10 protein-coding genes are annotated in these 11949 nt (G+C 34.2%); 2 read left to right on the forward strand and 8 right to left on the reverse strand.

Annotated features, from left to right (window positions below; all coding sequences use genetic code 11):
* The 3 genes from BW731_RS00005 to BW731_RS00015 all read right to left on the reverse strand — a co-directional run.
* Nucleotides 1-632, reverse strand: a 632-nt coding sequence (locus BW731_RS00005) for a TGS domain-containing protein (RefSeq protein ID WP_079344606.1), incomplete at its 3' end; no start/stop codon positions are given.
* Nucleotides 633-952: 320 nt separating this feature from the next.
* Entirely contained in the window at nucleotides 953-2581 is a 1629-nt protein-coding gene (locus tag BW731_RS00010) for a hypothetical protein (RefSeq protein ID WP_079344608.1), read from the reverse strand.
* On the reverse strand, nucleotides 2574-3326 hold the full coding sequence (locus tag BW731_RS00015) for an ABC transporter ATP-binding protein (protein WP_079344610.1): 753 nt from the start codon (nucleotides 3324-3326) through the stop codon (nucleotides 2574-2576). The genes BW731_RS00010 and BW731_RS00015 overlap by 8 nt, the downstream gene beginning before the upstream one ends.
* A 126-nt stretch (nucleotides 3327-3452) precedes the next feature.
* Here BW731_RS00015 and proC point away from each other — a divergent pair, with 126 nt between their 5' ends.
* On the forward strand, nucleotides 3453-4238 hold the full coding sequence (gene proC / locus BW731_RS00020) for a pyrroline-5-carboxylate reductase (RefSeq protein WP_079344612.1): 786 nt from the start codon (nucleotides 3453-3455) through the stop codon (nucleotides 4236-4238).
* Between the two features lie 41 nt (nucleotides 4239-4279).
* On the opposite strand, the gene BW731_RS00025 is transcribed toward proC, so the two are convergent.
* A complete protein-coding gene (locus BW731_RS00025) occupies nucleotides 4280-6154 on the reverse strand; it encodes an ABC transporter permease (RefSeq protein ID WP_079344614.1) in 1875 nt (624 codons plus the stop codon).
* A complete protein-coding gene (locus tag BW731_RS00030) occupies nucleotides 6144-6896 on the reverse strand; it encodes an ABC transporter ATP-binding protein (protein ID WP_079344616.1) in 753 nt (250 codons plus the stop codon). Before BW731_RS00030 ends, BW731_RS00025 begins: the two co-directional genes overlap by 11 nt.
* Before the next feature lie 189 nt (nucleotides 6897-7085).
* Here BW731_RS00030 and BW731_RS00035 point away from each other — a divergent pair, with 189 nt between their 5' ends.
* Entirely contained in the window at nucleotides 7086-9185 is a 2100-nt protein-coding gene (locus BW731_RS00035) for a Na+/H+ antiporter (protein ID WP_079344618.1), read from the forward strand.
* 143 nt (nucleotides 9186-9328) lie between these two features.
* On the opposite strand, the gene BW731_RS13020 is transcribed toward BW731_RS00035, so the two are convergent.
* From BW731_RS13020 to glmS, 3 genes are all read right to left on the reverse strand, one after another.
* Nucleotides 9329-9415 carry a PspC domain-containing protein gene (locus BW731_RS13020; RefSeq protein WP_079344620.1) on the reverse strand — a complete coding sequence of 29 codons (87 nt, stop codon included), beginning with the start codon at nucleotides 9413-9415 and terminating at the stop codon, nucleotides 9329-9331.
* Nucleotides 9416-9439: 24 nt separating this feature from the next.
* Nucleotides 9440-9925 carry a hypothetical protein gene (locus BW731_RS00045; RefSeq protein WP_079344622.1) on the reverse strand — a complete coding sequence of 162 codons (486 nt, stop codon included), beginning with the start codon at nucleotides 9923-9925 and terminating at the stop codon, nucleotides 9440-9442.
* Nucleotides 9926-10001: 76 nt separating this feature from the next.
* Nucleotides 10002-11810: a glutamine--fructose-6-phosphate transaminase (isomerizing) gene (gene glmS, locus BW731_RS00050; RefSeq protein ID WP_079344624.1), complete on the reverse strand. Its 1809-nt coding sequence runs from the start codon at nucleotides 11808-11810 to the stop codon at nucleotides 10002-10004.
* Between the last annotated feature and the right edge of the window lie 139 nt (nucleotides 11811-11949).

The following is an 11949-nucleotide window of genomic DNA, read 5'->3' on the forward strand; positions in this document are numbered from 1 at the left end:
TGGTTATCAGAATTTCCTCTCCAGTATGCTCCAGCAACAGATAATAATTTGAAGACTTGAATACGTCCTGTAGATGGCACATGCACCCCACGACATAAATCAACAAAGTCACCTTGCTCATAAACTGTAATCACTTCATCTTCTGGTAAGTCAGTAATTAATTCCACTTTATATGGGTCTTCTTTAAACAACTCTAAAGCATCGGCACGAGAAATTTCTTTGCGAACGATTGGGTTATTTTCTTTTACAATCGCCATCATCTCTTTTTCAATTTCTTCTAAGTTTTCTTCAGAGATAACATTTTCACCATTATCAGTGTCATAGTAAAACCCATTTTCAATCGCTGGACCTACACCAAAGTGGATGTTTGGATACAAGCGTTTCATCGCGTTTGCCATCAAGTGAGCTGTTGAGTGACGTAAAATTCCTAACGCATCTTCATGGTCTGGTGTCACGATTTCAATTGACCCATCCACTTCGATTGGTCGCTCTAAATCAATCAACTCACCGTTTAATTTACCTGCTAAGGCTTTTTTTGCTAAAGAATTGCTTATGCTTTTTGCAATATCTAATGTTGATGAGCCACTCTCAAATTCTTTGACAGCGCCATCTGGAAAAGTAATCTTAATCATACTATCGTCTCCTTTTAATTTTTTAAATAAAAAAAGCCCTAGTAAGTCATATTTGACCTACTAGGACGAATCATCGTGGTTCCACCTAATATTTAAGACATAAACCTATGTCTCCTCGAGCGTGTTAACGGTACGACCGGTCAAGTTTCAACCTGACTTTCGAAAGTGGTCAACACATGCACTTATCTGGAAAACTCTCAATTATGTTTTCCTCCCTGTCAGATAGCCCTCACATATCGGTGTCTTTCTCAACAATTATCTTTTATTTATCTACAGTTATATTTATAACACCTTTATAAATATAAAACAAGTACAAACAATTAATTTTTTAGTTTAAACGTTTTGGGTGCGACTTTTTTTATCACAATTAGCCCAATAGCCACATACAATAACGACACAATAGACAAGCCTAATGCATAGTAAAGTCCTGTTGTTTTTAGTTGTAAATTCATGTAGGCAAATAAATAAAAGACACCGTTCACTACTTTATAAATGGGGTTGATTACTTGAAAATCACTTGTAAAGGGTTGAAGGATATAATAAACAAATAATTCGTGAAACGAAAAAAGTAACGTCAGACTAATCATCACAAATAACACAAGTCCAATCAGATAGAGTGAGTTAAGCCCGACAACGACTAAATTAAAAACGATTAACCAAAATAATAACACACCATTCACCATACTGTTATACAAGAGGATTTTCTTAAATCTAGCAAAAAATCCACTTATAATGGCTTCTTTGGTTCGATAAAAAGGAAAACTTAACATTGAAAGATCACAATTCATAAATAAACTTTGAACCACACTTTTTCCAACTGATGTTAAATATAAAATGAAGAAAAGCGAAGGAACAAGTCGGTACATAAATGATTCTAATTCGCTCACATCAGACATGAATGGAAAAAATAGACTGGCTATCATTAAAGCGAGCCCTAGCACGCTGATGCTAATAACCTTAATCCACATTCCTCGACTGAGCCCTTTTTTAAAACGACTAAAAAATAACGCATTTAAGTAGGCATTACCTGACAAATCATCGAAATTCGCCTCTTCATCAATACTCATTTTTTTCGTTAAGCCAACACCTTCAGTAAAGTTTGTGGTTTTGTTTTTTAACTCTTTATCATCTGCTTCAAATGCATACATTGATGAGTTAACTTTCTTTTCAGCAACTAACGTAAAACGAGGATAAGACAAATAACTTTTGACTACTAACCAACTAGCTAGAATGTTAAACATAATCAGTCCTATTATGACCAATGGATTAGAAAACAAAAAATGCATCAAGGAAGCTAACTTTGTTAACAGGAGGACACTAACCAAGCCAAGCATTCCTACTAAAATCGCAACTTTCTTTACCCATGGATGCTTTTGAATAGTCAACGGTAAATCTATCAAAGACCATAATAATTGACTAAATAGATAAAGACTACTACCAAATAATGTCGCTAATACTACTGGTAGATGGTTCATCATACTCAGAAAAATTAACACAATTGTTGCGATGAACACATCCATACAAATAACGAGTAAATTCATTCTTTTCAAATGAGAGGATTTATTAATCCGAAAATTAGTGATAAATAACACATCTTTTTTATCAGGAATACTAAACAAGGAAGAAAATATTGGCAGATAAAAACCAAAAACAACTAGCCAAATATCAAAACTTGTTAATGATTGCTTGTCAAACGCAATAGTCGCTAAAAACGAACTAACGACAAACGGAATGATTCCTATTATAACTTTGATTGCTAGTGATATAGCGAATTTGATATATGTGAATACTTTTTTCAATGGATAATCTGCGTAGACCATTCCAACTGGGACGATTTTACCGATGAAAGGAATTCTACCAATAAAATATACCAAACCATTTATAAAGGTGGTTCCTTTAAATAACTGAAGGGACATATATTCCTTGAGAGTTGATTTCACATTATTCATCATTAGACTCACCTAATACTTCAGCTACTACTTCTTGCTTGTCACTGACCTCATCAGATAATAAAGAAACAATATCTGCTTCAAAACTGTTTGTATGAATTTTACTTGGATCAAATCCTGTTAGTTTCCCGTTATGTAAGACCACAATCTCATCACATAAATCTTGAGCTAACTGTAAAATATGAGTCGAGAAAATCACAACAGAGTCTTTTTTTATGGATAAAATCAATTCTTTCATTTCATGAGCTGCAACCACATCAAAACTCGTCAATGGTTCATCAAGTAACAAGACAGGTGGTTGAACCATCATGGTTGCAATCATTTGTACTTTATTTTTCATACCATGTGAATAGTCTTTTAATAAACGATGACGATCCTCTTTTTTAATGCCGACTTTTGCTAAGTACTCATCTGGCGTTCGAACGTTTAACATTTTTTCTTTATTCATATCGATAAAAAATTTGATAAATTCATAACCTGTCATAAAATCTGGCACTGTTGGAGTCGCATGAACTAACCCAACTTCTAAATCAGAAAAATCATGCTCTATCATGTCCTCTTTCAACTGAATCGTCCCTGAGTCAATGGATAAATCTTTTGATATACAATTAAAAAGTGTCGTTTTACCCGCTCCATTTCGACCTAATAATCCATATATTTTGCCTTTTTCAAATTGAAAACTCGCTTCATCTAAACTCGCTTTATCATCAAACTTTTTCACTACGTCTTGTATGATTAACTCCACTCAACCCACTCCTTTAATTTAAATGTCTTTATAGTATATCATAAAGTGATATACTATAAAATTAGTTGTCACAAATAATTTTACGTTCTATACTTGAATAAATATGTTAAAGAAAGATGGGATGATATGAAAATAGGTATTTTCGGTGCTGGTCATATGGGTAGTGCCATGATAAAAGGATGGGTTCAATCAAACGAAATTAAACCAGAGGATATTTTAGTTAAGGGTGGTCGTAGTAATACTGCAGAAGAGTTACAAAAAACGATTCCCTTTAAACTAACAGATCATGTAGCTGACTTTAATCAGGTAGATATTATTTTTTTAGCCGTTAAGACACCTATCATTTTGCCGGTGATTCATGAGTTAAAAAACTTTTTAAAATCTAGTATTCCTATTGTGTCAGTATCTGCAGGTGTGCCTGTTTCTGAGATGCAAGTCGCTTTGGGTGAAGCGTATCCTGTGGCTCAAGCCATTCCGAATACACCTGTACAAATCAATCAAGGTATCACGGGTATTGTTTATGCTGACTCAATCACTGACGCCCAAAAAGAGAGGATTCATCAATCACTTGCTATTTTAGGTATGGTGAAAGAAATTAGCGCTGATAACATTGATATTTTTGGTACATTAGCTGGGTGTGGCCCTGCATTTGTTGATGTCTTCATGGAAGCTCTAGGAGATGCGGCTGTTCTTCATGGCATGAACCGCGAACTGGCCTATGAGGTCGTTGCTAAGATGGTGAGTGGTGCAGCTAACCTTTTATCAGAGTCTAAAAAACATCCAGGTGAGTTAAAAGATGGGGTTACTTCTCCGGGAGGCACCACAATAAAAGGGGTTGTCGCATTAGAAAAAAACGGCTTTAGATATGCCGCTATCTCCAGTATTGATACTATTATGGAGTCGTATGAATAAAAAGACTATCCCAGAAAACCATGATGGTATCTGGGATAGTTTTAATCTACAGTGACTTCTTTATATAATTTTTTAAAATAAAATGCTCTAGCAATGAGATAATAGCTAATTTGGATAATTAAAAATATGCCTATTACCCAAAAGGCTGTAATTTGTAGTCCTTGCCCAAACATGGCGTACATTGATTTAAGTGCAACAATGCCATGAATAGAAGACACAATAATTGGTGTGAAAAATAAGATGGCCACTTGCCGATAGACAATACGTTTCATTTCTTTTCGACTAATCCCTAACTGATAAACAATTCGAAATTTTTCCGTATCCACTGACATATCACTATACAATCTAAAATATAAAAAACTACCCGCCGAAACAAAAAAGATCGCCCCTATAAAAAAACCAACAAATAAGACGGGTGTGTATATATCTGTGATTGATTGCATAATAAGTGCCTTACTTTGTAGCCCTTGTATATCCGATAACCGACTTGCCACATGCACTTGTTTGTCGCGTGTTTTCTTATCGGCTAACCAACCAATTTCTTGTTGTTCACCGTATTGATCAATAAAGGCTCGATATGCCTCTTTTGGTACAACATAAACATTTTGAAATCCTGGAATGACTTCTTTTTTTACTTGTATTGACTCCACAGATAGACTCGATTGGTTAGGGACTGGTAATTGTTTTAAATACCCCTTTTGATAATTACTACTCATATCCTCATGTTTGGTTTCAATACGGTATGTTTTACTATCATCTGGCAGTGTTTCATTGCCAATAAATTTGGCCAATTCTTTATATGTGCGGTGACTGATGACTCGATAACCGTTATGCTGTTCATTGGATGGAACGTTTACGATTTTCATCCGCAATTCCATCATGTCTAAATCTTCTTTATCAATCTCGCGTTGCATCACATCCAGATTTTTTGCTAATTCTTGTTTTTTACCATCAATATCAGTCAGATAAAAATCATAGGTCATCGCGTCAACTGAGGCATAAGTCATCTCTTTAAACCCAGTCAATGAGCCAATTGCTGCAAATGCGACAGTGGTAATAATCGACACTAAGAAAAAAGAACGTGCGTTATCTTTCATCCGAAATCCTAAATCAGAGTAGACAAGCATATTAGTTTTATTCCAAAAACGATGTTTATTTTTTTTCAATCGTGAAATCACCAGAATACTAAGCTGATTAAATAAAAAATGCGTTCCGACTATGACAATTAAAATAACAGGTATCATCGCAAAAAATACTTGCATTCCTTTAACAGTTAAAGCAATGGCATACCCAATACCAATTAACAAGACAGCTAATAATGACTTGAAGGGTGACACTTTTAGTTCCCCTTTACCATTTTCATCGCTTTGTAAAAGTTCTTGAATATCCATTTTTGGTATTTTTAATTGAATAAATAAAGAAATAGAAAAAAATAACAAGGTAAAGGCAATAAATGTAATGAGAATTGAATACACGGGAAAATAAAATGGCAACTCAATACCTAATATTGATTTACTCAAAAAAAGGAGTAATTGAGAAAAAATAAATCCTAGTAGTATCCCACCAATTGTCGCCACAAACCCAACAAGCGTATTTTCACCAAATATCATTTTTCTTAGTTGTTTCGGTGACATCCCCTGAATTAGTAACAAGCCAAATTCTTTTTTTCTCGATTGTAAAAAAATATCCATCGAATACAAGACATAAAAAAAGGAAAACACAAAAATAATCAAGGATGAGACATTCATCCCCACTATTACAATCTGGCTCATATTCTCATGACTTAACATAGGATGATGAGCGAAAGTTGAAAAGGTGAAAAAGGTCATCACTGTCGTTAGCGTGCTAAGAAGATAAGCTAGATATAATGATTTATTACGTACAGTATGCTTGAATATAAATTCATTAAAAGTCATCTGCTTCACCTTCTAACTGTTTCAAACACACTAAAATATCATCATAAAATTCACTCTGAGAAGCATGTCGTTGGATTTCTTGTGTCAGTTCGCCATCTTTAATAAATATAATCTTTTGACAATAGCTAGCTGCAAATGCGTCATGCGTTACCATTAAAATAGTAGAATGTAAACGTTGGTTTAAATTGGATAGTAATCTCATGACTTCTTTAGACGCCTTGGTATCTAAATTTCCAGTAGGTTCATCGGCTAGTAATAATTTTGGTTTATGAATCATCGCTCTTGCAATAGCCACGCGTTGAGCTTGACCTCCTGATATTTGACTCATTCTTTTATTGAGTAGTTGTTCTATCCCTAAAATATGTGCCATCTCATTTAAAGCATTTGTCATCAGTTCAACACTTTTACCATCCAACGTCAGTGGTAAAACAATGTTTTCACCAACTGTCAATGTAGGCATTAAGTTAAACCCCTGAAACACAAAGCCTAATTCATTACGTCTAAATTTTACTAAATCATCTTGATTAAATTCAGAAGGGTTTTCCCCGTCAAGTAAGACTTGACCGGTTGTGGGTTTATCAATTGTTCCGATTAAATTTAATAACGTGGATTTACCACTACCGGAAGGGCCCATAATCCCAACAAACTCTCCTTTATCGACCGTTAATGATACACCTTTTAATGCTTGAAAAATCAAGTCACGTGAGCCATAAGATTTTGTGACATTTTTTAATTCTAACATGTTATTTACCTACTTTCTCTTCCAAAATTCCCCTAATTATAGAGTAACATGTAAGAGCCTATATTTAAACGAACAATAGTGTAAGTTTGTTAACAAACGTTTAATATTAACACAATTTTATTAAAAAAGACTATTATTTATACATATTTTTGCTATACTTATTAAGTATAAAACCATGGAGGTGACAAAATGGCCGTTTTAGAAGCGACGATTTTATTTATTATACTTGTTATAATATCCAATATTATTAGTCATTATCTCGTAGCAATTCCAACAGCCTTAATAGAAATTAGTGTTGGTGTGATTGTGGCGTTATTTTTACATATAGATATTGAATTACAAACAGATTGGTTCATGTTATTATTTGTTGCACCACTTCTTTATAGTGATGCCAAGCATTTTCCAAAGAAAGAATTATGGGAGTTACGAACCCCTATCTTTGCCAATGCTATTTTGTTAGTTTTTTTGACGACAATAGCAGGCGGATTATTGATTAATGTGTTTATTCCTCAAGTCAGTTTACCGCTAGCTTTTGCATTGGCTGCAGTCTTGTCTCCAACTGATCCAGTTGCCGTTCAAGGCATCGCCGAGCAAGTAAAATTGCCTAAGAAAATTCTAACGTTGATTAGTGGTGAGAGTTTAATCAATGATGCTAGTGGATTAATTGCGTTTAAATATGCACTTGCAGCCTTTTTAACTGGTTACTTTTCCCTCAAACAGGCAACAGGTGATTTTATTTATATGACGATTATTGGGATTGTCATTGGATATGTGATCAGTAAATTAGTTTACATGATTCAACGAACGTTACTCAGACAAGGGATTCAAGATGTGATTTTACACTCATCATTACAAGTTATGACGCCTTTTGTGATTTTTATCGCTGCTGAACTGGTGCATGCTTCTGGAGTGATTGCCGTTGTGGTAGCAGGTGTGTTGGCGATTCAACAAGAACCACTATTTCGAGGACGATTTTCCGAAATTAAAATTGTCACAAATAAATTATGGGACATCATTATCTATTTATTAAACGGTATTGTGTTTGTTATTTTAGGTACAACACTCCCATATGCGATGCGTGCTGCTATTATTGACCCATCAATTAGTAATGGACTACTGATTTTATATGTACTCATTGTCTGGGTTATCTTAATGAGTATTCGAACACTTTGGTCTTACACGTATATGTGGTACGACTACCTCAAATCCCAAAAGTCCATGCCACTTAAGCCTAGATTTTCTGTTGCTGTATTAACTGGATTAACAGGTGTTAGAGGTGCTGTTACAATGGCAATGGTCTTATCAATCCCTTTCTTCTTACCGGATGGAAATGTCTTCCAGGAAAGGTATTTGATTATCTTTTTAGCTAGTGGGGTTATTTTAGTGAGCTTATTAGTGGCAGTCATTACCTTACCTATTTTCACTAAACAAAAGAAACGTTTAGTTCTGACAGGCGATGAAGCAAATCCAGAACCAATTGATGATCTTTCAGATGACACTCAATTGCCAGAAATTGAAGCACGAAAATTAATTACAAAACAAGCGATTAAATCCTTGCAACAAGATTTGACTTCTGAAAACGAATTGATTATCAACGACATTTTACAAGATTTAGATAAACAATTAAGGTTTCTTTACTTAGATGACGATCGAACGTCAAATGAAATATACTATAAATTAGAACTTGAATACCGTCACCTTGCTGCAGATTATGAAACAAAAAAAGTGTGCGAGCTGTTACCAATACTCAACTTACCAAAGAAAACTGAAAAAAACTATTTAAACATGTTATATTATAAACAACGAGCTCATTCAAGTAATATCAACATGATGGCTCATCAATACTTATATAAATTACAAAAGAAAACCAAACGATTAATTTATCAATCTATCTTAAAAAAACAACCAGATTCCTATCAATTGGATACAATCAAAAAAATTACAACATTAGAAGTGAATAGTTCAGAAGCAACTGTCGATATGCTTCAAACGTGTCAACATCATCTCGATCAATCAGATCGGTATTTTACTGTGCGATATAATATTTTGAATCAATTAATCATGGAATACCAAAGTAAAGTCCATCGACTTCAGCATTATCACCTAGTACAAGAAGCAAGTTATCAAGAACTGTATCAAGATTATTTTTTACGTGCATTAGACGAAGAACGTGGAATGATTCAAACCTTACTTGAACAAGGGCTTATCTCAAATACTATGGCAAATCAGTTAAGACAAGGGATAAACTATAGTGAAACATCGTTCTTACAAACAAACGTTGAAGAATAAAAAATCATCCTGAGAGAAAAACTCTTAGGATGATTTTTTTGTATATGTTAGATAACATGCAAATTTAATAATCTGGAAGAAAAATCACCAACAAAATGTATGGAATTAGTGCTCCAGTGAAAAAGAAAATCAGTCTAAATAGATTAGGTGACATTCCAAAAAAAGTCACCCAATCCTCCACAAATTCCAGAAAAAACTTTATCAGTACTTGATTTCCTTAATCTTTTCATTATTTAATTCTCCTTCAGTTAGTTTTACTTACTGTAAGTTAATTCATACTCGTTACCTAAATCATCTGTTAATCGATTCTCATTTGACTCTGACATAGTAAATTCTTTCGTTATATCTTTTCCACTAATGGTCACTTTTTTCTTCTCATTATCTACTGAAACAGTAACGTTTTTGAACGATTTTTCAACTTTATTGTTAAAATTTTCTTTTTTAATGGTGTCGTTAGGAAACTCTTTGTTTAGATTTTTTATAGTTTCCTCTAACTTTTTATCGTATTCTGAATCGGACGGATTAGTATTTGGGTTTTCAAATGGTGAAAACGTCAAATTGACCTCTAGTTTTCCATTATCAAAATGATATAAAGCATTTTCTTGGAGCGTCTCTTTATTATTTAAAACTGAAGTAATCTGAGCAGATTTAACTTCATTTTTATTAATCGAACAACCAGTCATGACAACGGTCACACAACATATCCCAACAAACCCTATAAATTTAGCAATATTCTTCATTTTAACCACTCCACCCTTTTTAAATATTATACCATAAAAAAACCAACCTTCAATTAAGAAAGTTGGTTTTAATTATTTATTCTACTGTCACACTTTTTGCTAAGTTACGTGGTTTATCAACATCTAACCCTCTTTGTAAACTTGCATAGTATGCTAATAGTTGTAAAGGCACCACACTAACTAGTGGTGTTAGTAGTTCATGTACTGGCAACAACACGAGTTGGTCGCCTTCATGTGCGACATTTTCAAGTGAGATTGTTAAAACATTTGCCCCACGACTTTCCACTTCTTTTGCGTTTCCGCGTGTATGACTAGCCGTTTTTTCATCTGTGATAATCGAAATGACTGGTGTTCCTTCTTCAATCAAGGCAATGGTTCCATGTTTTAATTCACCTGCAGCAAATCCTTCTGCTTGAATATAAGAAATTTCTTTTAATTTAAGTGCTGCTTCCATTGATACGGCATAATCTAGTCCACGGCCAATAAAGAATGCATTGCGTGCTGTTCCTAAGAATGACTCGCTAAGACCAGATATTAATTCTTTTTCACTAATCATTGAATCCATTACAGAGGCGATAATTGCCATTTCATGAGCTAAATCAATGGATGATGCTGTTTCTAACCCTTTTTTCAATCCAATAGATTGTGCTAAATAAGCCATAACCGCAATTTGAGACGTATAAGCTTTTGTTGATGCTACCGCAATTTCTGGACCAGCATGTAACAATAGTGTGTAGGTCGCTTCACGTGATAGTGTAGAACCTTTTACGTTCGTAATAGTCAGTGATGGCAAGCTTAATTCATTTACTTTAACCAATACTTGACGACTATCGGCTGTTTCACCACTTTGCGTTAAGAAAATGAAGAAAGGTTTTTCTGATAAAATGGGCATATCATAGCCCATCTCACTAGCTAAATGCACTTCAACTGGAATATTAGTTAACTCTTCAATGATTTTTTTACCAACTAAACCTGCATGCCAACTTGTACCACATCCGACGATATAGATACGATCACTTGATGCCATATGAGCGATAATGTCTTCATCAATTGTTGTCTTACCATCTTCTGTTAAATATTCAGAAATTAATTTTCTCATCACACTTGGTTGCTCATCAATTTCTTTTAACATGTAATGAGGGTATAAACCTTTTTCAGTGTCTGTTGCATCAAGGTCTGCTACAAATGACTCACGTGATAATTTATTTGACTCTCTATCAAAAATTGTCAACTCACTTGGTGTTAAAATAATGCGTTCGCCATCTTTAATTTCAACGAATTCATTTGTTTCATTAATCATTGCCATTGCATCGCTACCAACATAATGGCAATTTTCGCCAAGTCCGATTAGTAATGGGCTTTTATTTTTCGCAAGGTATAGCGTGTTGTTATCTTCTACGTCCATTAACGCAATCGCATAAGAACCTTCTACTTTGTCTAACGCTGCTTCAAATGCTTCAAAAGGTGTTTTACCTTGACGATAAAAATAATCAACCAATTCAACGACAATCTCACTATCTGTATCCCCTTTTAAGGCGATATCAGTTAAATAATCATTTTTTAACTCTAAATAGTTTTCAATCACACCATTATGTACTAAACAAAATTTCCCACTTGTTGATTGATGTGGGTGTGCATTTTCTGTATTTGGCACACCATGAGTTGCCCAACGCGTATGACCGATTCCAATATGACCGGCAGGAACGTCATTTGCTAAAGCTCTTAACTCACTCACACGACCTGGTGTCTTTACAAGGTATGATTGACTGTCATCTGCAACCATAATACCAGCTGAATCATAGCCTCTATATTCTAATTTTTCTAATCCTGTTAATAAAATGTCTTTTGCTCGGTTATTTCCGATTACTCCAACTATTCCACACATTAATCTTTTCCAACTTTCTTTAAAATAGTTGTTTCTATTTATTGCATAGATAAAGTTTTGTCAAACACGTTTCCCTGTCTTTTTGTCTTTATCTTCAGAGTGCAATCCCCTATGAGCCACCCGCCGAATTTTCGATAAA

Origin of the sequence: Vagococcus martis, assembly GCF_002026305.1 — a bacterium.
GTDB lineage: Bacteria > Bacillota > Bacilli > Lactobacillales > Vagococcaceae > Vagococcus > Vagococcus martis.

Excerpts from the sequence above, each read along its gene's own strand:
- BW731_RS00010 (WP_079344608.1), bottom strand. The coding sequence starts at position 2,581 with ATGAATAATGTGAAATCAACTCTCAAGGAATATATGTCCCTTCAGTTA.
- proC (WP_079344612.1), top strand. The coding sequence starts at position 3,453 with ATGAAAATAGGTATTTTCGGTGCTGGTCATATGGGTAGTGCCATGATA.
- BW731_RS00025 (WP_079344614.1), bottom strand. The coding sequence starts at position 6,154 with ATGACTTTTAATGAATTTATATTCAAGCATACTGTACGTAATAAATCA.
- BW731_RS00030 (WP_079344616.1), bottom strand. The coding sequence starts at position 6,896 with ATGTTAGAATTAAAAAATGTCACAAAATCTTATGGCTCACGTGACTTG.
- BW731_RS00035 (WP_079344618.1), top strand. The coding sequence starts at position 7,086 with ATGGCCGTTTTAGAAGCGACGATTTTATTTATTATACTTGTTATAATA.
- BW731_RS13020 (WP_079344620.1), bottom strand. The coding sequence starts at position 9,415 with ATGAAAAGATTAAGGAAATCAAGTACTGATAAAGTTTTTTCTGGAATT.
- BW731_RS00045 (WP_079344622.1), bottom strand. The coding sequence starts at position 9,925 with ATGAAGAATATTGCTAAATTTATAGGGTTTGTTGGGATATGTTGTGTG.
- glmS (WP_079344624.1), bottom strand. The coding sequence starts at position 11,810 with ATGTGTGGAATAGTTGGAGTAATCGGAAATAACCGAGCAAAAGACATT.